General features: G+C 47.8%; 32 protein-coding genes. 5 read left to right on the top strand and 27 right to left on the bottom strand.

Going from position 1 to position 26,010, the window contains the following annotated elements:
* Window positions 1–48 precede the first annotated feature (48 nt).
* Window positions 49–717 (top strand): ankyrin repeat domain-containing protein, encoded by a 669-nt coding sequence (locus AC3B6P_RS04320; protein WP_489804892.1) that lies wholly within the window; start codon window positions 49–51, stop codon window positions 715–717.
* Window positions 718–748: 31 nt separating this feature from the next.
* Here the strand turns inward: AC3B6P_RS04320 and AC3B6P_RS04315 are convergent, their stop codons facing one another.
* The 4 genes from AC3B6P_RS04315 to AC3B6P_RS04300 form a co-directional block, all read right to left on the bottom strand.
* A complete protein-coding gene (locus AC3B6P_RS04315; protein WP_489804891.1) occupies window positions 749–1,834 on the bottom strand; it encodes a site-specific DNA-methyltransferase in 1,086 nt (361 codons plus the stop codon).
* Window positions 1,831–2,469, bottom strand: a complete 639-nt coding sequence (rnhB, locus tag AC3B6P_RS04310) for a ribonuclease HII (protein ID WP_489804890.1) — start codon at window positions 2,467–2,469, stop codon at window positions 1,831–1,833. Before rnhB ends, AC3B6P_RS04315 begins: the two co-directional genes overlap by 4 nt.
* Before the next feature lie 159 nt (window positions 2,470–2,628).
* Window positions 2,629–3,408, bottom strand: a complete 780-nt coding sequence (locus AC3B6P_RS04305; RefSeq protein ID WP_489804889.1) for a DUF4339 domain-containing protein — start codon at window positions 3,406–3,408, stop codon at window positions 2,629–2,631.
* A 234-nt stretch (window positions 3,409–3,642) separates the two neighbouring features.
* Window positions 3,643–3,927: a CsbD family protein gene (locus AC3B6P_RS04300; protein ID WP_489804888.1), complete on the bottom strand. Its 285-nt coding sequence runs from the start codon at window positions 3,925–3,927 to the stop codon at window positions 3,643–3,645.
* Window positions 3,928–4,264: 337 nt separating this feature from the next.
* On the opposite strand from AC3B6P_RS04300, the gene AC3B6P_RS04295 reads away from it, so the two are divergent.
* The 4 genes from AC3B6P_RS04295 to AC3B6P_RS04280 are packed head-to-tail and all read left to right on the top strand — an operon-like array spanning window position 4,265 to window position 13,481.
* Window positions 4,265–5,446, top strand: a complete 1,182-nt coding sequence (locus tag AC3B6P_RS04295; protein WP_489804887.1) for an efflux RND transporter periplasmic adaptor subunit — start codon at window positions 4,265–4,267, stop codon at window positions 5,444–5,446.
* A gap of 36 nt (window positions 5,447–5,482) precedes the next feature.
* The gene (locus AC3B6P_RS04290; protein WP_489804886.1) at window positions 5,483–8,662 is read left to right on the top strand and encodes an efflux RND transporter permease subunit; all 3,180 of its coding nucleotides are present in this window, start codon (window positions 5,483–5,485) and stop codon (window positions 8,660–8,662) included.
* A complete protein-coding gene (locus AC3B6P_RS04285) occupies window positions 8,659–11,952 on the top strand; it encodes an efflux RND transporter permease subunit (RefSeq protein ID WP_489804885.1) in 3,294 nt (1,097 codons plus the stop codon). The genes AC3B6P_RS04290 and AC3B6P_RS04285 overlap by 4 nt, the downstream gene beginning before the upstream one ends.
* A gap of 8 nt (window positions 11,953–11,960) precedes the next feature.
* Window positions 11,961–13,481: an efflux transporter outer membrane subunit gene (locus AC3B6P_RS04280; protein ID WP_489805542.1), complete on the top strand. Its 1,521-nt coding sequence runs from the start codon at window positions 11,961–11,963 to the stop codon at window positions 13,479–13,481.
* Between the two features lie 319 nt (window positions 13,482–13,800).
* Here AC3B6P_RS04280 and rplQ read toward each other — a convergent pair whose 3' ends face one another.
* The 23 genes from rplQ to rplB form a co-directional block, all read right to left on the bottom strand.
* Complete coding sequence (gene rplQ, locus AC3B6P_RS04275) at window positions 13,801–14,217, bottom strand: 50S ribosomal protein L17 (RefSeq protein WP_489804884.1); 417 nt, start codon at window positions 14,215–14,217, stop codon at window positions 13,801–13,803.
* Window positions 14,218–14,261: 44 nt separating this feature from the next.
* Window positions 14,262–15,281, bottom strand: a complete 1,020-nt coding sequence (locus AC3B6P_RS04270) for a DNA-directed RNA polymerase subunit alpha (RefSeq protein WP_489805541.1) — start codon at window positions 15,279–15,281, stop codon at window positions 14,262–14,264.
* Window positions 15,282–15,413: 132 nt separating this feature from the next.
* A complete protein-coding gene (rpsK, locus tag AC3B6P_RS04265; RefSeq protein ID WP_160618958.1) occupies window positions 15,414–15,806 on the bottom strand; it encodes a 30S ribosomal protein S11 in 393 nt (130 codons plus the stop codon).
* A 49-nt stretch (window positions 15,807–15,855) separates the two neighbouring features.
* Window positions 15,856–16,233 carry a 30S ribosomal protein S13 gene (gene rpsM / locus AC3B6P_RS04260; RefSeq protein WP_489804883.1) on the bottom strand — a complete coding sequence of 126 codons (378 nt, stop codon included), beginning with the start codon at window positions 16,231–16,233 and terminating at the stop codon, window positions 15,856–15,858.
* 217 nt (window positions 16,234–16,450) lie between these two features.
* Complete coding sequence (locus tag AC3B6P_RS04255; protein WP_489804882.1) at window positions 16,451–17,029, bottom strand: adenylate kinase; 579 nt, start codon at window positions 17,027–17,029, stop codon at window positions 16,451–16,453.
* A gap of 2 nt (window positions 17,030–17,031) precedes the next feature.
* Window positions 17,032–18,393 carry a preprotein translocase subunit SecY gene (secY, locus tag AC3B6P_RS04250; RefSeq protein WP_489804881.1) on the bottom strand — a complete coding sequence of 454 codons (1,362 nt, stop codon included), beginning with the start codon at window positions 18,391–18,393 and terminating at the stop codon, window positions 17,032–17,034.
* A gap of 94 nt (window positions 18,394–18,487) precedes the next feature.
* The gene (rplO, locus tag AC3B6P_RS04245; RefSeq protein WP_489804880.1) at window positions 18,488–18,976 is read right to left on the bottom strand and encodes a 50S ribosomal protein L15; all 489 of its coding nucleotides are present in this window, start codon (window positions 18,974–18,976) and stop codon (window positions 18,488–18,490) included.
* Between the two features lies 1 nt (window position 18,977).
* Window positions 18,978–19,169 carry a 50S ribosomal protein L30 gene (gene rpmD / locus AC3B6P_RS04240; RefSeq protein ID WP_489804879.1) on the bottom strand — a complete coding sequence of 64 codons (192 nt, stop codon included), beginning with the start codon at window positions 19,167–19,169 and terminating at the stop codon, window positions 18,978–18,980.
* The gene (gene rpsE / locus AC3B6P_RS04235) at window positions 19,162–19,731 is read right to left on the bottom strand and encodes a 30S ribosomal protein S5 (RefSeq protein ID WP_489804878.1); all 570 of its coding nucleotides are present in this window, start codon (window positions 19,729–19,731) and stop codon (window positions 19,162–19,164) included. The genes rpmD and rpsE overlap by 8 nt, the downstream gene beginning before the upstream one ends.
* A 12-nt stretch (window positions 19,732–19,743) precedes the next feature.
* Window positions 19,744–20,106 carry a 50S ribosomal protein L18 gene (gene rplR / locus AC3B6P_RS04230; RefSeq protein ID WP_489804877.1) on the bottom strand — a complete coding sequence of 121 codons (363 nt, stop codon included), beginning with the start codon at window positions 20,104–20,106 and terminating at the stop codon, window positions 19,744–19,746.
* Window positions 20,106–20,642 carry a 50S ribosomal protein L6 gene (rplF, locus tag AC3B6P_RS04225; RefSeq protein WP_489804876.1) on the bottom strand — a complete coding sequence of 179 codons (537 nt, stop codon included), beginning with the start codon at window positions 20,640–20,642 and terminating at the stop codon, window positions 20,106–20,108. The genes rplR and rplF overlap by 1 nt, the downstream gene beginning before the upstream one ends.
* A gap of 11 nt (window positions 20,643–20,653) precedes the next feature.
* A complete protein-coding gene (rpsH, locus tag AC3B6P_RS04220; RefSeq protein WP_489804875.1) occupies window positions 20,654–21,052 on the bottom strand; it encodes a 30S ribosomal protein S8 in 399 nt (132 codons plus the stop codon).
* 13 nt (window positions 21,053–21,065) lie between these two features.
* On the bottom strand, window positions 21,066–21,371 hold the full coding sequence (rpsN, locus tag AC3B6P_RS04215; protein ID WP_489804874.1) for a 30S ribosomal protein S14: 306 nt from the start codon (window positions 21,369–21,371) through the stop codon (window positions 21,066–21,068).
* Window positions 21,372–21,494: 123 nt separating this feature from the next.
* Window positions 21,495–22,058: a 50S ribosomal protein L5 gene (rplE, locus tag AC3B6P_RS04210; RefSeq protein WP_489804873.1), complete on the bottom strand. Its 564-nt coding sequence runs from the start codon at window positions 22,056–22,058 to the stop codon at window positions 21,495–21,497.
* A gap of 10 nt (window positions 22,059–22,068) precedes the next feature.
* Window positions 22,069–22,389, bottom strand: coding sequence for a 50S ribosomal protein L24 (gene rplX / locus AC3B6P_RS04205; RefSeq protein ID WP_489804872.1), 321 nt, complete (start codon window positions 22,387–22,389; stop codon window positions 22,069–22,071).
* Entirely contained in the window at window positions 22,389–22,757 is a 369-nt protein-coding gene (rplN, locus tag AC3B6P_RS04200; RefSeq protein ID WP_489804871.1) for a 50S ribosomal protein L14, read from the bottom strand. Before rplN ends, rplX begins: the two co-directional genes overlap by 1 nt.
* 12 nt (window positions 22,758–22,769) lie before the next feature.
* The gene (gene rpsQ / locus AC3B6P_RS04195; protein ID WP_489804870.1) at window positions 22,770–23,045 is read right to left on the bottom strand and encodes a 30S ribosomal protein S17; all 276 of its coding nucleotides are present in this window, start codon (window positions 23,043–23,045) and stop codon (window positions 22,770–22,772) included.
* Window positions 23,046–23,058: 13 nt separating this feature from the next.
* Window positions 23,059–23,292, bottom strand: coding sequence for a 50S ribosomal protein L29 (rpmC, locus tag AC3B6P_RS04190; RefSeq protein WP_489804869.1), 234 nt, complete (start codon window positions 23,290–23,292; stop codon window positions 23,059–23,061).
* A 1-nt stretch (window position 23,293) separates the two neighbouring features.
* Entirely contained in the window at window positions 23,294–23,710 is a 417-nt protein-coding gene (gene rplP / locus AC3B6P_RS04185) for a 50S ribosomal protein L16 (RefSeq protein ID WP_489804868.1), read from the bottom strand.
* Window positions 23,711–23,767: 57 nt separating this feature from the next.
* Window positions 23,768–24,445, bottom strand: coding sequence for a 30S ribosomal protein S3 (rpsC, locus tag AC3B6P_RS04180; protein WP_489804867.1), 678 nt, complete (start codon window positions 24,443–24,445; stop codon window positions 23,768–23,770).
* A 3-nt stretch (window positions 24,446–24,448) separates the two neighbouring features.
* On the bottom strand, window positions 24,449–24,877 hold the full coding sequence (rplV, locus tag AC3B6P_RS04175) for a 50S ribosomal protein L22 (RefSeq protein ID WP_489804866.1): 429 nt from the start codon (window positions 24,875–24,877) through the stop codon (window positions 24,449–24,451).
* 2 nt (window positions 24,878–24,879) lie between these two features.
* A complete protein-coding gene (gene rpsS, locus AC3B6P_RS04170; RefSeq protein ID WP_489804865.1) occupies window positions 24,880–25,158 on the bottom strand; it encodes a 30S ribosomal protein S19 in 279 nt (92 codons plus the stop codon).
* Between the two features lie 14 nt (window positions 25,159–25,172).
* Entirely contained in the window at window positions 25,173–26,003 is an 831-nt protein-coding gene (gene rplB, locus AC3B6P_RS04165) for a 50S ribosomal protein L2 (RefSeq protein WP_489804864.1), read from the bottom strand.
* Window positions 26,004–26,010: the final 7 nt, after the last annotated feature.

Genomic DNA, 26,010 nt, shown 5'->3' with positions numbered 1-26,010 from the left:
CACATCTCATGACTCGCCACTGACATTAGAAGAGGCTAAAAAGAGAAGATGCGTTTGTTCAATTCTATCAGGCCTTGTCTGCTTCGCTCCATTCTCGCTACCTTTCTGGTTAGCGGGCCGTTTGTCCTGTCTCATCCTCACCCAGCATACGCCCAGGCTGTAGATGAAGCTGAAGCTGAGCAGGACGCCATGGCAGCCCAGCAACGCGCGGAAGATCAGAAAAAAGCCAAGCACGCAGCTCCCCCTTCTGCCATTCCCGGGGCAGATCAGGGGGGTGAAGATAGCAGCCATTCACGGCTTGATCTGAACCCCACCGCCGCCTTATTCGATGCCGTAAATAAAGGCTCAAGCCTTGCAACCAAGGAAGCCTTAAGCCGTGGCGCTGATATCAATGCCAGAAATGCCCTGGATCAGACTCCATTAGATCTGGCAATTGATCTGGGCCGTAATGACATTATGTTCCTCCTGCTTTCCATGAAGAGCTATAATCCGGACGGACGTCTCATTACCTCAGCAGATCACCAGACAATTACGGATCAGCAGGGAAACAAGAAGGTCGTTATCACCGGAAGGGCTGGTATAACCAGAACAGCCCAGAAAGTTCATTTTGTCAGTGACGGTGGCCATCCCCAACCCGGTGTCGGCTTTCTGGGCTTTAATGGCCCACAAAGTTCCCACCCCATCACACAGGAAAAAAACGGAACAAAAAGACGTTAAACCTTACGTCTCTGCTCTACTGTTCCACCTCTCAGGCTGTCTGCCTGAGAGTATGTGTTTCCTGCCTTAATAGGTCAATCGGGTAAAGCTTTCCCTCTCTCTCAAAATACCAGAATGTCCATCCATTACAGGAAGGAGCATTGGTCAATTGAGCGCCAAGCTTGTGAATGGAACCACGCTGCTTGCCTGACACCAATGTTCCGTCAGGTGATACAGAGGCCCGAAGGCGACGTTGACGGTCATAAACATATGTCCCTGCAGGTAACGCGCCATTCTCGACAAAAAATCCGAAAGGAATACGCGGCATTTCGCGCTTTGCAGGTGTAATGGCTAATTTATCAGGCGATAGAACCTCCACCTGCTCTACGCGCCTACGTGCTGCTTCCAGATAAGGCAGATGGCGTTCAATACCAAGATAATGACGCCCCAATTTTTTTGCCACAGCAGGAGTTGTTCCCGTCCCGCAAAAAGGATCTAGGACGACGTCCTCTGCCTTCGTAGAAGCGAGAAGAACACGATGAAGCAGGCTCTCTGGTTTCTGGGTTGGGTGAAGTTTTAATCCAGAATCATCCTGCAGGCGCTCTTTTCCCGTGCATAACGGCAAATACCAGTCAGAACGCATCTGCAAATCGTCATTAAGAGCTTTCATCGCCTGATAATTAAAGCAATAACGGCTCTGTTCGCTCCGGGCAGCCCAGATCAATGTCTCATGGGCATTCGTAAAACGCCGGCCCCTAAAATTCGGCATCGGATTGGCTTTACGCCAGATAATATCATTCAGGATCCAGAAGCCCAAATCCTGCAAAATTGTCCCCAGCCTGAAAATATTATGATAAGAGCCAATCACCCATATCGTGCCATCCTTATCGAGCAGACGCCGTGCCTCAGAAAGCCAGCCCCTCGTAAACTCATCATAAGCCTGATAATTTGAGAATTTATCCCAATCATCATCAACCCCATCGACGATCGTTTCATCCGGGCGACGTAACTCCCCTTTAAGTTGTAAATTATAAGGAGGATCAGCAAAGATGCAATTTACGCTCCCTGATGCCAATCCTTTCATAACGTCTATACATTCGCCATGCAGTAATTGATCAAGAAATAAATCTTCTTTCATAAAGAATAAGCCTCAAGCGGAAGTAAATGACGTATAGGAGCAAAAGAACGCCGGTGATGTGCCGTTATGCCATGCTTTTCCAACCCATCATGGTGAAGGGCTGTGCCATACCCGGAATTCCGTCCCCAACCATATCCCGGGTAACGATCCGAAAGACGGGACATAAGCCGGTCCCGCAGAATTTTTGCAATAATAGAGGCAGCTGCGATGGAAAGACTGATACCATCACCCTTAATCACCATTTCTACCGGACATGGCATAAATTTGGGAGCATGCTTCCCATCAATCAGGGCAATCACCGGCGCCCTTCCAGCTAAACGCATCAGGCGTTCCAGTGCCCTGCGCATTGCCAGATGGGCCGCGCCACTGATATTCAATATCTCAATTTCAGAAACAGAAGCTGCACCAGGCGCGATATAAACATTATCAGCTTCATAAAGTGCCGTGAATGCTTTTTCGCGTTTTAATGCTGTCAGTTTTTTAGAGTCATCCAATAAAGCTGCCAACTCTGCCTTGGGCGGAGAGATAAAAGCAACGGCTGCTGCGACAACGGGACCAGCCAAAGGACCGCGCCCGACCTCATCGACACCAGCCACAAGCCCTTGATAGGCTGATTCAAGGCTGTAATCCGGCATTCCCTCTCCTAAGACATCACGTTATTGACGGCACATCAAACCGTTATGCTTAGGTTTTGAATCAGATCGAATCGAAAGAAAAGGCCTAAAATGAAAAAAAATCTTGAGTCAAGAAAAATTGAATCTTTTCACAGAGTTAGCAACGCTCCAAAAAAATTGTCAGAGCTGAATTTCACCTTGTTCTGATGAATCACCATCTTTCTCTGGACTCTTTTGGGTTTCTGTTCCTTTGGGAGAAGAGAGTGAATCACCCTGTTTTCCATCCTTATGAGTCTGCATCCATGAAGGTGCCTGGCCCCCACTACCCTGAATCTGCTCAAACTGTAATCTGAAAAGGCCAGGATGCTGATAGAAATAATAACCCTGTAGGCCGACCATACCTGCCCACATCAAAATGGCTATAATCAGCTGAGCTATCCCCTTTTTCAGGATAGAATAACGGCACCATAAATAACAGGGTGGGCAAAGCCCCCATAGGAAAAACCACAAAAAACTCGGGGGTTTATAGCCATATTGAACGAGCGTTTTCCGATCTAAAATCAGAGCCGTCATCAGGATCATGCCGATAAAGAAAATCTCGATTACTGAACCTCTGAAAAGCTCCTGCCCTTTCAGAAAAGCAAGCCCACAGAGCAGGTAATTCAGCAAACCGGGCAGCAAGATAAACCAGCTCCATAAAACCGGCACTTGGCTGGGGTCAGCTTTTTTACCCACTGCCGGCAATGCTGCAGACGATTCAGCTTTATTTCCCGATGTCATGAATTTGACTGACAGAGGCGCAATCAGCCCGGCCTTGGCGGCAGGGCGCCATTGATCACCAAATTCAGGTGTCCAGACCAGAGTATGAGGATGAATACGCCGCTGAAGAATCAAACGGATGATCTCTGCCCGTGACACCGGCCCCGCCTGTTGACCGTTATGCTCGTAATACCACTCCATAAATCAAATCAAATCCTGTTTTCAAACCATTCCAGTCTCATAAAAATGAGCTTTTACTGCTCTTTAATATAAGGAAGCATCTATAAAGAGAAAATACCTCTTCTCCTCTTTACGCGCAAAAGCTACTTTCCATTTTTCTGAGCCGTAAAAAACCTACGATAGAAATAAAAAACAGGCCCTGAGCGCCTAAACGCTCTCAAGAGCCTGCTTTTCAAAAAAAGAACTTATAAAAATTCAGCGTTTTCTAAAAAGAAGGCGACCAATCACCAGTCCTACAATACTGACAATCAACAAAGAAACGATGGGACGGTCCTGAATGAAGCTGGTCGCTGCCTCAAGCTTCGTTTCATGGGCATCATAAAGATCGGAGAATTCCTGTTTAGCCTGGCCTTTAAAAGCCTGGGCCTTACCTCCAACCTGCTGACCGAGGTCACCTGTCAGACCACCAACGGCATCTTTTACGCGACCGCTGGCCTCATCAAGAAGACCCTCTGCTTTTGTACCGATTGAGTCAACCATGAGATAATCCTTTTCATAATGACTGATAAAGGCAGACAGATTCAGGAATGACAGCCTTTATCCTACAGTTCTTATGATATGGGACTTTTAACCTGAACTGCAAGAGGAATCAGGCTAAACTTACTGTAACCAATATCAAGGCGCGAATAGATATTATAATGACTCTTCATACGACCATCGAAAACCATAATCTGACTGATGAGGCCATTTTGCGTTCCTCTCAAAGATCCTGATAAAATAGTCATTCCCTTCAGGTGCATTCATTTTCAGAACAGATTATAGTTTCTGTAAATCAGCAAGCCCCCCTCCACCCTGTTTCCGGAGCGCACTGGCCTTTATGACAGCACAAGACCCTGTAACGCCTCGTTCAGCAACAACAAAAAAACGTAAGAAGATTATTCTTCTAGGCATAATAATCGCAGTCCTTATCGTAAGCGGGCTTGTTTTTACACATAACCCTTTCAGAGCTGCGAAAAACCATGATCACGCCCATCCTCAGGCAGTGGCCATAGCTATTGCCCATAAGGGAGACATGCCTGTCATCCTACAATTATTGGGCACTGTTGTTCCTATCGCCAATGTAACAATCACGCCTCGTGTCAACGGGCATATCCTCAAGATCTATTATGAAGAAGGCCAGCATGTAAAAGCCGGTGATGAGCTGGAACTCATAGATCCGCGGCCTTACCAGGCCACTCTTGAGCAATATGAAGGTACCCTGGAGGCTGATCGCGCGCAATTGGCACGCGCCCGCATTGATAATGCCCGCTATCAAAGACTTATCAAACAGGATTCAACCTCGGCAATGACGGCCAAAGACCAGGAATTCACCGTCAAACAGCTGGAAGGACAGGTAAAGTTTGATGAAGCCAGCGTCGAAAATGCCAAACTCAACCTTTATTACTGCCATATTCTCGCACCCGTTGATGGACGCGTCGGAATCCGGGCGCTTGATATCGGGAATTATGTCACAATCGGACAATCAGGCGGCCTGACAACACTGACACAGATGCAGCCTATTTCCGTTATATTTACCCTGCCACAAAACAATCTGCCAGCAGTACAGGACCAACTCTCGACACACAAAATCCTGTCTGTCGAAGCCTGGAACAGCGATAATACACAAAAACTAGCTTTAGGCACTGTCAAAACCCTTGATAGCCAGATTGATACATCTACCGGAACTGTACGTCTTCGTGGTATTTTCACAAATGAGAATGAACGACTTTTTCCGAATGAGTTCGTAAATGCTCATCTTTTGGTCAAAACACTTCATGACGTGATACTTGTTCCTGGTAGCGCTGTTCAGACGGGACCTGACGGGGCTTTCCTCTATATCGTCAAAGACGATAAAACCATTGGAATCCGTACGGTAAAAACGGGGGAAAGCGATGACCAGAATACTATCATTATCAATGGCCTGAAAGAGGGCGAAAAAGTTGTTACTGACGGTATTAACCACCTCAAAGAAGGAAGTAAGGTGATGATTGCTGCCACTCAGCCCGCTCCATCACCATAGGTCTCTATATCATTATCTGATTGAAAGCATATTTCCGTGAATCCCTCCCGCCTGTTCATTAACCGCCCTGTTGCGACAAGCCTTCTGATGGTGGCAATTTTATTGGCAGGTTTGTTGGGATATCATTTCCTTCCCATTTCCGCATTGCCAGAAGTCGAATATCCTACCATTACGGTCTCGACTTTCTACCCCGGAGCCAGCCCGGATGTGATGGCAACGTCAGTAACCGCCCCTCTTGAAACCCAACTAGGCCAGATGGCAGGGCTGGAGCAGATGACATCGCAATCATCAGGGGGAGCCTCGGTCATAACCCTCCGTTTCGGGCTGGATATGGACATCGATGTTGCAGAGCAGGAAGTGCAGGCTGCCATCAATAATGCCGGGTCTCTTCTGCCTAATGATCTGCCTACCCCTCCCATTTATGCCAAGGTCAACCCAGCTGACACGCCCGTCCTGACATTAGGGATCACCTCCCGGACCATACCTCTTCCAGAGGTAGAAGATTACGTTAATACCCGGCTCGAACAAAAAATCAGTCAGATTTCCGGTGTTGGGCTGGTAAGCCTGTCAGGGGGCAACCGTAAGGCTTACCGTGTTCAAATCAATATCCCCAAACTAACTTCCTATGGCATTGCAATTGATACTGTCCGCACGATTATCGGAACAGTCAATGTCAATTCCCCTACCGGCACATTTGATGGCCCGCAACACGCAACTTCATTACGCATTGATGGACAGATACAGTCTGTAAGGCAACTTCTTGACCAAGTCATTGCCTATCAGAATAATGGCCCCATCAGGTTACGCGAGGTGGCCACCGTTGTGGAAGACGCAGAGAATAACCAACTGGCTGCCTGGGCAAATGATAAACCAGCTTTAATCTTGAACGTACAAAGACAGCCTGGTGCCAATGTCATTTCAGTTGCTGATAATGTCCGGGCCATGCTGCCCCGCTTAAAACGTGACCTGCCTCCCGGTATTGAAATTACGCCCCTGACAGACCGCACGACAACAATTCGTGCTTCCATCCATGATGTTGGATTTGAGCTTGCTCTGGCCATTATTCTTGTTATTGCCGTTATTTTTCTCTTTCTTTGGAATATCCCTGCGACGCTCATCCCCGGCCTTTCAGTTCCTCTTTCCCTTATCGGGACTCTGGCTGTCATGCATCTTCTAGGGTTTTCACTCGATAACCTTTCCTTAATGGCTTTAACAATCGCATCAGGCTTTGTTGTTGATGATGCTATCGTCGTGATTGAGAATATTTCCCGTTATGTCGAAGCAGGAGAGGATCGCTTCACAGCTGCGTTAAAAGGTGCACAGGAAATTGGTTTTACCATCATCTCTCTCACCGTTTCGCTCATTGCCGTGCTCGTTCCCCTATTGTTCATGAGTGATGTTGTCGGGCGTCTTTTTCATGAATTTGCCATGACATTGGCTGTCACAATTGTCATATCAGCGACCATTTCCATCACGCTCGTGCCCATGATGTGTGCACGGATGCTTAGTGAAAAAAAACAATCTGCTGCTACAACAAATCAGAAAACCACTTTCTCAGATCACATGATTCTGCTCATCCATAAGGCAATCAAGCATTATGACAGCGCTTTGAGGGTCGTTTTCAATCATCAGAAACTGACATTACTCATCACGACGGGAACTGTATTTCTGACCGGTATTCTAGCCTGGTCTATTCCCAAAGGGTTTTTCCCAGAACAGGATACGGGCGTCATACAGGGTGTTTCAATCATGCCTCAGACCATTTCGTTTGAAGGTATGAAAGAACGTCAGGCTGCCCTTGGGAAACGCTTGCTGAAAGACCCTGATATCGAAAGTCTGTCCTCCTTTATAGGCGTTGATGGCCAGAACATGACCCTTAATGTTGGTCGTTTCCTTATTAATCTCAAACCGAGATCAAAACGTACTTCGTCTCTAAACACTATTTTGCAGAGACTTGGTCACACCGGTCATGATCTGGTTGGCACGAAACTCTATGTCCAGCCTGTCCAGGATATTTCACTTGATTCAACCGTTTCAGCGATGCGTTATCAATTCGTGCTCGAAACACCTGATTATGATGCATTCAAAATCTGGCTTCCCCGTTTTATGGATATTCTGAAGCAGGTTCCTTCCATAGCAGGCACAATATCTGACCAGCAGGCGGATGGACTGACGGCCATGATCACCCTGGACCGTACAAACGGAGCCCGCTATTCCATCACCCCGCAAACAGTTGATAATGCCCTTTATGACAGTTTTGGGCAGAGGCAGGTTTCCACTATTTATACGCAGGCCAATCAGTATCGTGTTATCCTAGAAGCTGCTCCACGCCTGCAAAAAGACATGAGCAGCCTTTCCCAGCTTTACCTTCCTGGTATCTCATCTGAAGCAGGGAGCAGCACTTCTGGCCCGACCAGAAAACCCACTTCGGGCTTAGTCCCCCTTTTACAGGTCACTCAGCTAAGCCGTACAACCTCGCCTTTGCTCATCACGCATTTCGGGCAATTTCCGGCGGCAACGATTTCTTTCAACGTGACTCCAGGTTACGCTTTGGGAGATGCGACGAAAGCCATTGAAGAGGCAAAAGATAAAATAAACCTTCCTGCCAGCTTCCAGACAACATTCCAGGGTACTGCCGCCGCGTTCCAGACCTCTTTAGGACATGAACTGGCTTTGGTCATTGCCGCTATCATTGCCGTTTATATCATTCTCGGAATGCTTTATGAGAGCTTCATTCACCCCATCACCATCCTTTCAACCCTGCCTTCAGCGGCAATCGGGGCTTTGATAGGGCTTTATATTTTTAACATGCCGCTGGATATTATGGGGATCATCGGCATTGTGCTCCTGATTGGCATCGTCAAGAAAAATGCAATCATGATGATTGATTTTGCCCTGACTGCCGAGCGCCACGAGCACCTCTCTGCACAGGAGGCCATTCATAAGGCGGCTTTGCTGCGTTTTCGCCCGATCATGATGACAACATTAGCAGCCCTTTTTGGAGCCTTACCCCTCATGCTGAGTAGTGGAACAGGCGCAGAGTTACGCCGCCCCCTTGGTGTGGCGATTGTCTGCGGTCTGATTCTATCGCAGCTTCTTACACTTTTTACGACACCCGTCATGTATCTCTTCATGGGCAGGTTGGCCTATAAGGTCAAAAAATCTCTCCATTTTCCTGAATCTCCGCCTTATCGTCGGGAAACTGACCCTTCGTGAAGCTCATAAGTTTTTTTGTTTATCGTCCCGTCGGGACAACCCTCCTGGCCCTGGCAATATTACTAGGCGGGTTACTAGGCTATAGACTTCTCCCTGTTGCAGACCTTCCTACCGTAGACTTTCCTGTCATAATGGTTACAGCCACACAGCCTGGTGGTTCCCCTTCTGAAATCGCCAGCACTGTCGCTGGCCCTCTTGAACGCCATCTTGGTGCCATTGCCGGAATAAGGGAAATCACCTCACACTCAACGGCAACACAGGCTCATATTCTTCTTCAGTTCGAACTTTCACGAAATATCGACGGCGCCGCCCGTGACGTTCAGGCTGCATTAAGAGCCGCCCGCCAGGACCTGCCAACCAGTTTAAGACAAGACCCCAAATATAAAAAGGCCAATGCAAATGGCCCGCCTATTCTGATCCTGACCTTGCAATCAACAACCCACACCCCGCAGCAACTTTATGATTTTGCCAATAACATCATCATGACAGGGTTAAGTCAGGTCCAGGGTGTAGGAAATGTCATCATAGGTGGAAGTGCTCTTCCGGCCATTCGTGTTGACATTAATCCCTTGAGACTTTTCCGCTACGGCATTGGTTTCGAAGATATTCGTGCAGCACTTGCCTCTGCCAATGCTCATACACCTAAGGGATTTATCACGCTGGAAGGGCATAGATTTACCATTGCTACAAACGATCAGGTTTCAAAGGCTAAGGCCTACCATGATTTAATTATTGCCTATCGTAATAATCAGCCTGTCAGACTCTCCGATGTTGCTGACATTATTGATGGCTCAGAAGATGTTAGACAGGCAGGTTTTGCTGATGGGAAACCTGCTATTATCTGCGCCGTGTTTGCCGAGAGTGGTGCAAATATCATCAAGACCATTGACCAGATCAAAACGCGGCTCCCTGTTATCAATGCCAGTTTACCCGGCGATAGTCAGCTCTCCATAAAACTTGATCGTTCCAATGCCATCCGTGCTGCCTTGAAAGACACAGAGAGAACCCTTCTTCTCTCTGTTTTCCTGGTTGTACTTGTCGTTTTGATTTTCCTTCATGACCTTAAGATGACCATTATTCCAGCACTTATTGTGCCCCTTACGACAATTGGAACTTTTGGCATTATGTATCTTGCAGGCTACCAGCTTGATACTCTCTCTCTTATGGCTCTGACAATCGCAACCGGTTTTATTGTTGATGACGCCATTGTCGTTCTGGAAAATATCACCCGCTATCATGAAAAAGGATTTCCACCCCATAAAGCCGCCATTACAGGCGCAGGAGAGGTCGCTTTTACGGTAATATCCATTACAGTTTCCCTGATTGTCGTCTTCCTGCCCATCTTACTCATGGAAGGACTAACCGGGTTATTTTTTCATGAATTTGCCATAACAATTATAATCGCCCTGACATTGTCACTTCTGCTTTCCCTAAGCCTCACACCCATGATGTGTGCTTATCTCATTACCCATAAACGGAAAGCTCTTTCTCCTCCCAGTAGAAAAACAGGCGTTATACTATATTCTGCTCAGCATCTTCTAACCTCTGGTTTTAACAGAGTATCAATCTGCTACGAGCACTCTCTCATTAAAGCCCTTCAGCATTCACGTATCGTTGCGCTTTCTTTACCGCTAACATTACTCGCTGCCATTCTTCTCTTCTTTTTATTGCCGAAAGAGCTTTTCCCACAGGAAGATCAGGGAATGATCATGGGAAGATTGGTGGCAGACCAATCTATCTCTTTTCAGGCACTTTCAACAATAACTGATAAAATCCAGCGTGAGTTGCGGGATGATCCAGACATTCGGAGTGTCGTCACAAGAATAGGGCGCGATACGTCAAATGCCTCGGACTTTTTTATCTCTTTACACTCGCGACAAAACCGTAAGGACACAATTAACGCCACCATTAGTCGTTTAAACAGACATTTTTCACATTATGCCGGCGCACGTCTGAGATTGCATCTCCCTCCTTCTATCGGAGGCAGCGCCCGGGCTTCCGACGGAGCTTATCAATATAGTCTCCAAAGCAGCTCAGCCGAAGAGCTTGCAGAATGGACACCTAAAGTCGTCAAGGCTTTTTCCCAGCTTTCCTTCCTGACCGATATCACTACAGATATTGAAAATAGCCAGAGTACCATGCTTTTCCTAAATCGTGATATTGAGGCACGCTATAAAATAACACCGCAGCTTGTCAGCCAGACGTTATATGATGCTTTTGGCCAGCGTACGGCTTCGATTATTTATGGAAAACTCAATCAATATCATATCATTATGGAAGCCAATCCATATTTTTCACGCAATTCTGCTTTTCTTAGACAAATGTGGGTCAGTATTGCCGGAGGCACTGCCCAGGGAGGAACTGCCTCTAATAATCTACGTGTAAAAGCGGCTAATCAGAATAAATCTGCCTTCAGTCAAAGTGAGCTTTCTTACCGCAATGCGATGGCCAATGCTCTTGCAGGAGGAAAGTCAGCTTCTAATGGTGCTGCTGTAACAACAGCCCAGGAAACCATGATTCCGCTGCCTCTTTTAGGTGAAATAAAGACAGTAAATACACCTCTTGCGGTCAATCATCAGGGACAATTTGTTTCAGCAACAATTTCCTTTAACCTGGCCCCCGGTGCCACAATCGGCAGTGCTGTAGACTCTATTGAGAAAACCCTTGTCAGCAGCCACCTCCCTCAATCAATTCAGGGAAGCTTTACCGGAAATCTAGCCCAGTTCAAAAAAACCGTTAATCAGGAGCCCCTTTTGATTGCTGGTGCCCTTGCTGCTATTTATATCGTTCTGGGTATCCTTTATGAAAGTCTTATCCATCCCTTAACAATTCTCTCTACTCTTCCTTCAGCAGGAGTAGGCGCGCTGATTGCAGTATTCCTTTGTGGACAACCCTTTTCGCTATTGACACTGATCGGTATCATTCTTCTGATTGGCATTGTTAAGAAGAATGCCATCATGCTGGTTGACTTCGCTTTGCAGGAAAAGAAAAAAGGCACCGCCCTCTATGACTCAATTCTAAAAGCCAGCCTCCTCAGGTTCCGACCTATTCTCATGACGTCTCTGGCAGCAGCTTTCGGTGCCATACCGCTGCTTTTAGGTGAGGGTTATGGCACTGAAATGCGTTACCCTCTAGGTGTTTCCATTTTAGGAGGACTGTGCTTCAGCCAACTTTTGACACTTTATACAACACCTGTAATCTATCTTTATCTTGAGCGCTTCAGTATTTTTTCAACAGGATTATGCCGCAAAATTCTTAACCACTTTATTTTAAATAAATCGCTTCTTTAATCCCGGGAATTCATTACGTGTCTCGTCCATCTCTTTGCACTCTTTTACTGCTTTGTCCCATACTCCCCGTCGTGACAGGTTGCATGGTAGGACCGGATTACCATCGTCCCAAGGCAATCATTTCAGATCATTTTAAAGAAGCCCCTCCTCCCCGAGGGTGGGTCAAAGGCCAGCCAGATATGGCATCCATTCCAAAAGGAAAATGGTGGCTGATTTTTAATGATCCCACACTCAATGATCTGGAAGAAAGGGTAGATCACTCAAACCAGTCCCTAAAACAATATGAAGCGCAATATCGACAGGCCCGCGCAATGATTGACTCAGTCAGAGCCAATCTCTTCCCCACCGTCAATGGCCAATTTACCTTCAACCGTAATGGCAAAGGCACTGTGCTACCTGATGGTAAAGGGGACACTTACACCAAAAATCTTGCCACCAACACATGGTCAACAGGTCCCAGCGCCAGTTGGACAGTTGACGTTTGGGGAGCCATCAGGCGGCAGGTGCAGCAACAGGTAACTGCTGCACAATCCAGCGCTGCCCTACTTGCCAATATGCGTCTTTCTTACGAACTTGAACTTGGAACCGATTATTTTAATTTACGCTATCAGGACAGTCTGATTGCCCTTTTTAAACGTAATGTCGGCCTATATCGTCACAATCTTGATATTCTACAAAATCAGCTTAGTGCTGGTGTCGCCGATCCCACCAGTGTCCTCCAGGCACGTTACCAACTGCAATCTACTCAGGCAAGCCTTGCTAACGCCCATATTACGCGCGCCCAATATGAACATGCCATTGCTGTGCTAACAGGACGCCCTCCTGCCGATGTTACCCTTCCGGAAGCGCCCCTGCCTTCGACCGTCCCTCCGCCACCACAAGCCCTGCCTTCAACCTTATTGCAGAGACGGCCAGATATTGCTCAGGCTGAACGCCAGATGGAAAGCTATAATGCTGAAATTGGTTACAGGATCGGGAGTTTCTATCCAGAATTCACCCTCAATGCTAGCTATGGCTATAGCGGTAATCCATTAAATAAACTCATTCAGACAGCCATGCGCACCTGGTCTCTTGGAGCCGGAGCAAGTGAAACACTTTTTGCAGGAGGTGCCAGATCCGCCGCCGTACGCGAAGCCGAAGCTGACTATGATAATGCTGTTGCCTCCTACCGGCAAACCGTACTCTCAGCCCTACAGGATACAGAAGATCAATTATCTAATCTACATTATTTGGAAGACCAGATGACCTATCAGGAAATGGCACTTAAAAGCGCACAAGAAGCCATCCGGGTCTCGATGAATGAATATCTTGCAGGCACCCAGATCTATACGACCGTGATTGCAGCACAACAGACAGCCCTACAATATGAAGAAACCAAATTACAGATACAGCAACAGCGCCTACTGTCAGAAATCCGCCTCATAACAGACTTAGGCGGCGGCTGGAGCGTCAACGAGCTACCCGACAAGGACACTCTGCAATCTGACAACCCGATCATCCCAAGCTTCATACAAAAAGACAAAAACTGACACCTCTCCTCCCTTAACTGGGAAAGGCATCAGTTTAAGCCTGAAAAAACTCAGTTCTTTTTATTCTTCTTACGGCAGCAACGATGACGTCCCAAGAGAACTCCGACGAAAAACAAAGCTGCAACCCATAGCCAAGGATGGTCATTCACCATATCCTTAACCAGGCATTTTTTTTCACCAGTCATAGGGCAACATGTATCTTTCTGAAAATCATTCATCACACTAACCTTTCATGCTGAACGAAAACTATTCGCCTTAATAAAAAAGGACGGCCACTTTAAGTGCCGTCCTCTTATTATCTGCCCTTATGGGAAAAAGCTCAAGCAGCTTCTTCAGAAGGTGTCTGAACAGGGCCGCTATCTTTGCCTTTGGCTTCAATATCGCGTTCGACAAGTTCGACTACAGCCATATCAGCATTATCACCATAACGCACACCAGCTTTCAGAATGCGTGTATAACCACCATTACGGCTGCTATAACGATCTTTCAGAGCTGAGAACAGCTTTGCAACAATGGCATCATCGCGCAAAAGTGAATAAGCCTGACGGCGAGCATGAAGATCACCGCGTTTGCCCAATGTAATCAGTTTTTCAGCAACTGGACGGAGTTCTTTCGCTTTTGGCAAAGTCGTCGTGATCTGCTCATGCTTAAGCAGGGCAACAGCCATATTGCGAAACATCGCCGCTCTATGAGTTGATGTTACGTTTAACTTACGTCCGCTAAGATTATGACGCATTTTATATTCCTAATCCTTACCCAAAGCTTCCCAGCTGAGGCTTGTTAGAATGTCTCATCAAGACGACGAGCAAGATCTTCAATACTTTCAGGAGGCCACTCAGGTACGCTCATACCTAGCGAAAGTCCCATACCTGTCAGCACTTCTTTGATCTCATTAAGTGACTTACGACCGAAGTTCGGTGTGCGCAGCATTTCCTGCTCTGTTTTCTGTACAAGATCACCAATATAGACGATATTGTCATTTTTCAGGCAGTTCGCACTACGGACTGAAAGCTCCAGCTCATCAACCTTACGAAGAAGATTACGGCTAAATGGCAGATCATCTTCTGTCTCTTCCTGCTGAACAGGACGTGGTTCGTCAAAATTGATGAAAAGTTGAAGCTGATCCTGAAGAATACGCGCAGCTAAAGCCAAAGCGTCTTCAGGCGTGACAACGCCATTTGTCTCAACTGTAAGACGCAGCTTGTCATAATCAGTCACTTGCCCAACACGGGTAGGGTCAACTTTATAAGAGACGCGACGAACAGGAGAATAGATCGCATCAATCGGAATCAATCCGATCGGAGCATCCTCAAGTCGGTTAGCTGAAGCAGGAACATAGCCCTTACCCGAATCAACCGTAAACTCCATGCCGAATTTAACATCGTCATCAAGAGTACAAATCACCAGATCCGGGTTCATGATTTCAATATCATGACCTGTCTGTATCTGACTTGCCTTAACCTCTCCGGGCCCCGTCGCGGTCAGAACCATACGCTTTGGCCCCTCACCGTGCATTTTGATGGCAAGCTGCTTAACATTAAGAATGATGTCAGTAACATCTTCACGTACGCCCGCCACTGAGGCGAACTCGTGCAGCACACCATCGATCTGAATGGCTGTAACAGCAGAACCCTGCAAGGAGGATAAAAGAATACGGCGAAGCGCATTGCCCATTGTCAGGCCGAAACCACGTTCCAGCGGCTCAGCAATGATGGTTGCAATACGTGAGGGAACCGGGCCGGGCTCGACTTCAAGCTTCTCCGGTTTGATGAGGGACTGCCAGTTTTTCTGGAGAACCAAGGTCATGGCCTTTCAAACAACGAAGCCCACCTTATAATAAGGCGGTGCCTGGCCCGCACAATCGTGCGGTAATAACTACACCATGGTGGAAACTATTTTTTAGAAACAGCCTCCACCCCTTTTCAAACCCTATTAAACGCGACGGCGCTTACGAGGGCGACAACCATTATGCGGGATTGGCGTCATATCACGGATAGATGTGATCGTGAAACCGACAGCCTGTAAAGCCCGCAGAGCGCTCTCACGCCCGGAACCAGGACCTGACACTTCAATTTCAAGTGTTTCCATCCCGTGTTCACGTGCTTTGCGACCTGCATCCTCAGCAGCAACCTGTGCAGCATAAGGCGTAGATTTACGTGAACCTTTAAAGCCCTGTGCTCCAGAAGAAGACCACGCAATTGCGTTGCCCTGGGCATCAGAGATCGTAATCATTGTGTTGTTAAATGTAGAGAGAACGTGCGCAACACCAGAAATGATGTTCTTACGCTCTTTCTTACGAAGACGTGGGGCAGGAGCCTTGGCCATATTATACTTGTCCTATCAGTTCGCAGATATTTGAAAGAAAAGTAACAGCTTAACGCGTTACTTTTTTCTTACCAGCGATTGCCACAGCCTTACCTTTACGTGTGCGAGCATTCGTATGGGTTCTCTGCCCACGGACAGGCAACCCACGACGATGACGCAGACCGCGGTAGCAACCCAGATCCATCAAACGTTTGATGCTCATGGCAACTTCACGACGGAGGTCACCCTCAACACGATATTCGCTATCAATAAGCTCACGAATCTTGACAACTTCGTCGTCAGAAAGTTCGTTTACGCGCTTAGCATCAGGAATCCCGAGCTTACTGCAGATCGCCTGCGCGCTCGACGGTCCAATGCCATAAACATAGCGCAGACTGATGACCACACGCTTGTTGGTCGGAATGTTTACGCCGGCAATACGTGCCACGCCAATTCTCCAATCAACGCGGCACTTTCACCGCGTTCCCATTAATTTCGTGCCCTATTGGAAAGTTCCCGACAGTCTCGCCAGGATACTCTCCCCTTAAAGGCGATTCCAGCTTTCAACTATAAAAGCTACGCCCAATATCTGCAGCGCGAAATATACTGCCCTGCAGATTTAGTCAAATTTTATTGATCACTTTTTCGTGATCATAGCGGAAATGTCACTTTCCTGCAACGTCCAGAATTCGATCAATGGCATGACCTACATCACTAATTGACTGTAATCCATCGACCTTTTTCAAACGCCCATCCTGCTCATAATATGGCAAAATAGGTTTCGTCTGGGCATCATAGACCTCCAAGCGTGACTTTAACACCTCAGGCGTATCGTCAGAACGTTTCGAGCCATCATCGCCAACACGCTCTGCAATACGTTTCATAAGCTCTTCACGCGGCACATCAATCAGGATGACCGCATTAATAGCAATATGCTTCCTTTTCAGCATCTCATCGAGTGCCAGGGCCTGACTCGTTGCTCTTGGGAATCCATCAAGAATAAACCCTTTTGCACAATCAGGCTGACTGATCCGCTTTTCGATCATCGCAACCATGATTTCATCAGGCACTAATTGTCCTGATTCCAGAATGGCTTTTACTTTCAGGCCAATTTCCGAACCGGCAGAAACCTCGGCTCTGAGCATGTCACCGGTAGAAACCTGTTTCATGCCACGTTCAGTTTCGAGTCTCTTGGCTTGAGTACCCTTACCTGCCCCTGGAGGCCCGAGAAGAATGATATTCATTCCTACTTTCCTCTTTCTTTCGTTCGATAGGCACTCCGTCCGCGTTGCTTGCGGATAAGGCCCTGATATTGGTGAGCCACTAAATGAGACTGAATCTGCGTTACCGTATCAATCGTAACCGATACGATAATGATCAAACTCGTTCCACCAAAATAGAATGGCACATTATAATGACTAATCAAAATCTGCGGTAATAGACAGACCAGGACCATATAAGCAGCCCCAATTGTTGTCAGGCGTGACAGGATCTTATCAAAATAACGTGCTGTATTTGCTCCAGGACGTATCCCAGGTACAAACCCCCCTTGCTTACGCAAATTCTCTGCTGTCTCTTCCGGATTAAAAGTCACCGCTGCGTAGAAATAAGAGAAAAACACGATCATCAGGGCATAAAAAGCCATATAAAGGGGCTGTCCCTGAGAGAAAAGCTGCCCAACCTTTCCAAGCCACCCAGTATTACTATGCAGAAACCCTGCCAGAGTTGCAGGAATCAACAATACTGATGAGGCAAAAATAGGCGGAATTACACCAGCAGTATTTACCTTTAAAGGCATATGCGTGGAATCACCACCATAGATACGATTCCCAACCTGCCTTTTAGGATACTGAATTATGACGCGTCTTTGTGCCTGTTCCATAAAGACAATAAAGGCAACTACAGCCAAAGCCATAACTAGAAAAATAGCGACGAATAAAGGAGAAAGTGCCCCTGTCCGACCTAATTCGAAAAGACTTGCTGTCGCATGAGGCAAATTGGCTACAATCCCTGAGAAAATAATCAAGGAGATACCATTTCCAATCCCCCGGGACGTAATTTGCTCACCCACCCACATCAGGAACATGGTACCTGTTACTAACATGACAACATAAGAGAAAACAAAACTTGGGCCAGGAGAAATAATGGCACTAAGGCCACTTTGAGTATGAAGACTTCGCAGCCCCATTGCGAAACCATAAGCTTGTACAATAGCAATAAGCACTGTAAGATAGCGCGTATATTGATTAAGCTTTTTACGCCCGCTTTCCCCTTCTTTCTTCAAAGCTTCCATTGAAGGCAATGCCGTCGATAAAAGCTGAATAATAATGGACGCACTGATATAAGGCATAATATTCAGGGCGAATATAGTCATACGCCCTAATGCCCCACCTGAGAACATATCAAACATTCCCAGAATGCCACCTTGGTTCTGGGACATAATTTCACCCAGAACAGAGGCATCAATCCCAGGGACTGGAATGAATGTTCCTAGTCGATAAATAATCAGTGCCCCAAGGGTGAACCAGATACGTTTTTTCAGCTCTGTCGCTTTAGAAAAAGAGCTGAAATTCAGGTTCGCGGCAAGTTGCTCGGCTACAGAAGCCATCTCCCCGTCCTTTCATGAAAACAGCGCCACCGCACATAGTACGGGACGCTGTTTCAACAATCACTAAACCCCAGAAAGGGTTATGGTGAACATATTAAGCCTCAGGCTGAGTTGCGCCTTCAGAAGCTAAAACTTTTACAGTCCCACCAGCTTTTTCAACTGCTGCAACAGCAGAAGCAGAAGCGCCGGCAACCTCAAAGTTAAGCTTGGAAGTCAGCTCGCCTTTTGCGAGAAGACGAACACCTGCCACCTTGTGAGACCCAACAAGACCTGCCTTACGCAGTGCCTCAATTGTTACCACATCGGAAGCAGAGAGCTTTCCATCCTCAAGGGCTTTGGAAACAGCACCGAGATTAACCGTAGCATATTCCTTGCGAAAAATATTCACAAAGCCACGCTTGGGCATACGGCGATAAATCGGGAGCTGACCACCCTCAAAGCCATTCAGAGCAACACCCTCACGGGCTTTCTGACCTTTATGACCTTTACCGGATGTCTTACCCTTACCGGATCCAATGCCACGACCCAGACGCTTCTTACGATAGCGAGCGCCCTCATTGTCGCGTAATTCATTCAGATTCATCTTAGTCCTCCACCTTCAAAAGATGAGCGACCTTACGGATCATCCCACGAATTGAAGGAGTATCCTCAAGCACACGGGAAGTCCCGATGCCACGCAGCCCCAAACCTTTGATTGTTTCAGCCTGACCAGGCTTACGCCCGATCACGGAATAAATCTGTGTAACGCGAACGGTCTTACCTTGTGACTCAGACATTAGCAGCCTCCGCTTCAGCATTTTCACGACGACCGAAAAGCTCAAATGTCTTTTTACCGCGACGAGCAGCAACCTGACGGGGGCTCGCAACACGCTCAAGAGCGTCGAATGTAGCCTTGATCATGTTATGCGGGTTACGCGTTCCTGTGCTTTTAGCAACAACATCACTAATGCCAAGGCTTTCGAATACCGCACGCATCGGGCCACCAGCGATGATACCAGTTCCAGCATCAGCTGCACGAATCGTCACTTTACCAGCGCCAAAATGCCCGAAAGCATCATGATGCAGAGTACGGCCTTCCTTCATAGGAACGCGAATCATGTGACGACGTGCACGCTCAGTTGCTTTACGGATCGCTTCAGGAACTTCGCGCGCTTTACCAGCACCGTAACCGACGCGACCTTTCTGGTCACCGACAACAACAAGCGCAGCAAAGGCAAAACGACGTCCACCCTTAACGACTTTAGCAACGCGGTTAATGGTTACGAGTTTGTCAACAAGCTCATCACCCTGCTCACGCTCACGACCACCACGGCCGCCTTCTTTTGGCTCACGTGCCATGTGTGATCCTCCTTAGAACGAAAGCCCGCCCTCACGGGCTGCCTCAGCCAGCGCTTTCACCCGGCCATGATAAAGATATGCGCCACGGTCGAAAACGACTTCCTTGACGCCTGCTGCAAGAGCACGCTCTGCAACAAGCTTACCAATAACAGCAGCAGCCTCAATATTCGCACCTGTTTTACCAGCACTACGAATGTCCTTCTCAAGTGTTGAAGCACTTGCCAAGGTGTGACCATGCGCGTCATCAATGACCTGAGCATGAATATGTTTGCTAGAACGGAAGACCGACAAACGCGGCCGGCCGCCGCTCTTGCGACGAAGCTGGAAACGTAACCGCCGGCGGCGACGCTCCTGCAATCCTTGCAGCGATGCCATTACTTCTTCTTACCTTCCTTACGACGCAGAACTTCAGTCTCATAGCGAACGCCTTTGCCTTTATAAGGCTCAGGGCGACGGAAATTGCGAATATCCAGTGCTACTTGACCAACACGCTGCTTATCATTTCCCTCGACCATAATCGCCGTTGGACGCGGCGTAGTAATTTTAACATCCGAAGGAATCGGATAAATTACATCATGAGAAAAGCCGAGATTCATGACAAGATTTGAACCTTGTACCGCTGCGCGGAAACCCGTTCCCTGAATTTCGAGACCTTTTGAAAAGCCTTCTGAAACACCTTTAACCATATTGGCTAACAGAGCACGTGTGGTCCCCCACAAAGTCCAGCTCTGACGAGAACGACCACCTAACGGCGATACGACGATCTTCCCATCCTCAATCTTCACATCTACCTGAGAAGAAACAGGAAATTTAAGCTCACCGCGCTTACCTTTGACAGAAACGACGCCATCAGCAATCGTCGCTTGCACACCGGCAGGGAGCTCAACAGGATTTTTACCTACGCGAGACATGCTTCCCTCCCTTAGAAGACGCGGCAGAGGATCTCACCACCAACATTGGCAGCACGAGCCTCAATATCAGAAAGAACGCCACGCGGGGTGGAAAGAATAGAAACACCTAGCCCAGCATAGACGCGCGGCAGTTCCTTAATTTTGGAATAAACACGACGTCCAGGGCGTGAAACACGGTGAATCTCACGAATAACAGGCAGGCCTTCGCTGTATTTCAGCTCAATACGCAGCTGAGAAATACCTTTACGGATCTCTTCAGTTTGGTATCCGCGAATATAACCTTCGCGTTTCAGAGCTTCAAGAACGCTGGCACGTAATTTTGAAGCAGGTGCAACACAAGCAGCATGACGAGCGCGCTGCGCGTTACGGATGCGGGTAAGCATATCACCCAGCGGATCAGACATAGACATTTAAACTATCCTCTTACCAGCTGGATTTTACCATACCGGGAATCTGCCCCGTAGAAGCAAGATCGCGCAATGCAATACGGCACAATTCAAACTTACGGTAATTCGCACGGGGACGACCAGTAACTTTGCAACGCAGCCTGACACGGGTCTGAGACCCATTACGAGGAAGCTGTGCAAGCTTCAAAGTCGCCTCAAAACGCTCTTCCATAGAAAGTGAGCGATTTTTAATAATATCTTTTAATGCGGTCCGCTTCTCACGATCGCGCTTAGCTAATGCCGCGCGATGATCGTTGCGGAGAATCGCAGAGGTCTTCGCCATCTCGAATTTTCTCCCGGAACCTGTCAGGACAATCCCAACGGTTTTCCAATTAGTCATCATTTAGCGAGATTCGGAGATAAGATAAACCCCCAATCTCGCTAAAATGATTATTAAACTTCAGAGTTAGGACAGGAAGGGCAGATCAAAAGCTTTCAGGAGAGCTTTTGCTTCTGCATCCGTTTTCGCTGAAGTAACAAAAATAATATCCATCCCGCGTACGGAATCGATTTTATCGTAATCAATTTCAGGGAAAACAATCTGCTCTTTAATACCCATGGCAAAGTTACCACGACCATCAAAGCCTTTATTTCCTGGCAAACCACGAAAATCACGGATACGTGGCATTGCGATCGTCACGAAACGATCAAGAAACTCGTACATACGGGCACGACGAAGCGTAACCTTACAGCCGATTGGCAAGCCTTCACGGATCTTAAAGCCGGCAATAGCCTTTTTAGCCAAAGTCTTGACTGGCTTCTGCCCAGAAATGAGTGTCATTTCAGCAACAGCGGCATCAAGTTTCTTCTGATCACCAGCAGCTTCACCAACGCCCATATTCAGGACGATTTTCTCAAGTTTGGGGATCTGGAAATCGTTTTGATAACCAAACTGCTCTTTCAGCTTTGCCTTTAAAACGTCCCGATAATGCTGTTGCAAACGGGGCAGCACATTTTGATTGTTGCTCATCGTCTGCTCCTTAGCCTTCGATCACGTCGCCTGTTGCTTTCGCAACACGCACTTTGCGACCATCCTCAAGCACACGGAAACCAACACGTGTTGGCTTACCGCTTTTCGGATCAATCAACTTAAGGTTAGAAAGATGGATCGGCATTTCTTTATCGATGATGCCACCATTTTCACCCATACGATTTGGCTTTGTATGGCGTTTCGCCACAGCAACACCGCGAACTAACGCTTTTTCTGTTTTCGGAAAAACAGAAAGAACCTCGCCACGTACGCCTTTTGAACGGCCAGTCAGAACCAGAACCTGGTCCCCTTTTCTAATACGTGCAGCCATTACAGCACCTCCGGAGCCAGGGAGATGATCTTCATAAACTTGCGTGCACGCAATTCACGAACAACCGGGCCAAAAATACGTGTTCCAATCGGTTCCTGCTGCTTATTAATCAACACAGCAGCATTGCGATCGAAACGGATCGCTGAACCATCAGGACGGCGCACAGGGTAGGAAGTACGCACGATCACCGCCTGGTGAACATCGCCTTTCTTCACTTTCCCACGGGGAATGGCTTCTTTAACGGACACGACAATAACGTCGCCGACCGAAGCAGTCTTCCGTTTGGAACCACCCAGTACTTTAATGCACTGCACCCGACGTGCGCCAGAGTTGTCAGCAACGTCAAGGTTGGTCTCGGGATGAATCATCTGTCAGCTCCCTTACGCGCCTGCTGAAGCTGACGTTGTTTTTACAACATCAACACCATTGCATGAAACGACCGTCCATGTTTTGCGTTTGGAAATGGGGGCGCATTCTTCAATACGAACCACATCGCCAATTTTGCATGCATTCGCATCATCATGCGCTGCATATTTCTTGGAGCGGCGGATAAACTTTTTATACAGGGGATGCATGACGCGACGATCGACAAGAACGGTAACCGTCTTGTCCATCTTGTCACTTGTCACACGGCCTGTCAGGACGCGCCTTGGCATCGTCCGTCTCCTCTCAGGACTTGTGCGCGGACGTTTGTGCGCCCGTGCTGTTCTTCGATTGATGCAGCAATGTTTTGATACGAGCAACAGCGCGACGCACCTTTTTTACATTGCTGGTGTTCTCAGCCTGCCCAGTGGCGGCTGAGAAACGCTGATTAATCTGCTCACGCTTCAGCTCTACAAGAAGAGCCTTCAGCTCATCAGCAGATTTTGCACGCAAATCAGAAACTTTATAAGCTTCAGCCATATTAAGCCTCCTCAATGCGCTGAATAAACTTCGTCTTAATCGGCAGTTTTGCAGCTGCCAGACTGAGAGCTAAACGCGCTACGTCAGGCGGAACCCCTTCGATTTCGAAAAGGATACGACCTGGCTTTACACGAGCTGCCCAGTACTCAGGGTTACCTTTACCGGAACCCATACGCACTTCTGCAGGTTTTGTCGAGACCGGAAGGTCTGGAAAAATACGAATCCAGACACGACCAGCACGTTTCATCGCACGTGTAACAGCGCGACGAGCTGCCTCAATTTGCCGAGCCGTGATTCTCTCAGGCTCCAGCGCTTTAAGACCGTATGCTCCAAAGTTTAGCTGGGTGCCCCCTTTTGCCAAACCGTGGATGCGGCCCTTACGGACCTTGCGGAATTTTGTCCGCTTTGGAGAAAGCATGTTTTATACCCTCATTTTAAACACCAATGACGTAGTTCGAAGACTTTGTGCTTCGTCTTAACGCTGAGGTGCTTGCTCCGCAGCTCTACGGTCCTGGGCCATAGGATCATGAGCGAGAATCTCGCCTTTGAAGATCCACACCTTCACACCACATGAGCCATAAGTTGTATGGGCTGTTGAGGTCCCATAATCGATATCTGCACGCAATGTATGCAAAGGAACGCGCCCTTCACGATATTTTTCATCACGAGCAATTTCGGCACCGCCAAGACGACCACTACAAGTGATACGGATCCCCTGGGCCCCAAGACGCATTGCTGACTGAATTGAACGTTTCATCGCACGACGGAAAGCAACACGACGTTCAAGCTGCTGAGCAATAGAATCAGCAACAAGCGTCGCATCAATTTCAGGTTTGCGAATTTCGACGATGTTCAGCGCAACATCTGCATTCGCCATACGGCTGAGTTCTTTACGCAGCGCATCAATATCCTGACCTTTTTTACCAATAACCACACCCGGACGAGCAGCGTAAATGGTCACACGTGGCTTTTTGGCAGGACGTTCGATGACAACGCGAGAAACACCCGCACTGTTTAATTTCTTACGAAGGAAATTACGCAGCTTCAGATCTTCATGAAGAAGACGTGCATAGTCATTTCCTGCGTACCAACGGCTGTCCCAAGTACGATTAATACCCAGCCGAAGACCGATTGGATTAACTTTATGTCCCATGACTTAGGCCGCCTTCTGCTCTTTGACGCTTTTTTTAGATGCTTTTTCTCCCTCAGGAGCTTCAGCACGTTCAGCGACAACAATTTTCAGATGACTGAAAAACTTCTCAACGCGAGCAGAACGACCACGTCCGCGCGCATGGAAACGCTTCATGACGATTGATTTGCCAACTTCTGCCGACTTAACAACCAGACGATCAACGTCAAGCTGATGATTATTTTCAGCATTTGCGACAGCGCTCTCAAGAGTCTTTTTCACCTGTTGAGCAATACGCCGACGAGAAAATGTCAGAGCAGCAATTGCCTTATCAGCAGGCTGATTACGGATCAGAGCCGCAACCAGATTAAGCTTGCGAGGACTAACGCGAATATTGCGAGCAACAGCCTGGGCCTCTGTCTCGGCCAATGTACGAATATGCTTCGGTTTGCTCATAATCAGCCCCGCTTCGATTTTTTATCGGAGCCGTGACCGGTATAGGTCCGGGTTGGTGAGAACTCACCAAACTTATGACCAACCATATTTTCCGAAACCTGAACAGGCAGGAACTTATGACCGTTATAGACACCGAAAGTTAAGCCGACAAACTGAGGCAGAATGGTAGAACGACGTGACCAGATTTTGATCACTTCGTTACGACCAGAAGCCCGTGCTTTTTCGGCCTTGCCAAATAGATACCCGTCGACGAACGGGCCTTTCCAGACGGAACGTGCCATCTTAATGCCCTCTCTTACTTACCAGACTTGCGACGACGGATAATCAGGCTGTCCGTCCGCTTATTAACACGGGTTTTGTAACCCTTTGTTGGCACACCCCAAGGCGTAACTGGGTGACGACCACCCGATGTACGTCCTTCACCACCACCATGTGGGTGATCGACTGGGTTCATGACAACACCACGCACATGTGGACGACGGCCCAACCAACGACTGCGACCTGCCTTGCCAAAATGCTGGTTCATATTGTCTGGGTTAGAGACGGCACCAACTGTAGCCATGCATTCACCACGAACGACGCGCAATTCGCCAGACTGAAGCTTAATCTGAGCGTAACCAGCGTCCTTACCCACGAGCTGAGCGTAGTTACCAGCAGAGCGAGCCAATTTGCCACCTGCTCCCTGTTTCAACTCAATATTGTGGATAATCGTCCCAACAGGCATAGCTGCTAGTGGCATTGCATTTCCTGGGCGAACGTCAACCTGGAAACCGGAAACAACGCGGTCTCCTTCTTTAACACGCTGCGGCGCAATAATGTATGAGAGTTCCCCATCATCATAACGGATGAGCGCAATAAAGGCCGTACGGTTAGGATCATATTCCAGACGTTCAATCGTGGCTGCAACATCGAATTTACGACGCTTAAAATCCACATAGCGATAGGACTGTTTATGCCCGCCACCACGAAATCTGACTGTGGTACGACCGTAGTTATTACGACCGCCAGAATGATTCTTTCCTTCAGTAAGCTGCTTGACAGGCTTACCTTTCCAGAGACCACTACGGTCGATGAGTACTGTGCCTCTCGCACTCGGCGTCGTGGGATTAAAGTGCTTTAATGCCATTGTATCT

This window comes from Aristophania sp. ESL1142 (genome assembly GCF_058107345.1).
Note: the sequence above shows the minus strand (reverse complement) of the source record. Positions and strands in the feature narration are given on the sequence as shown.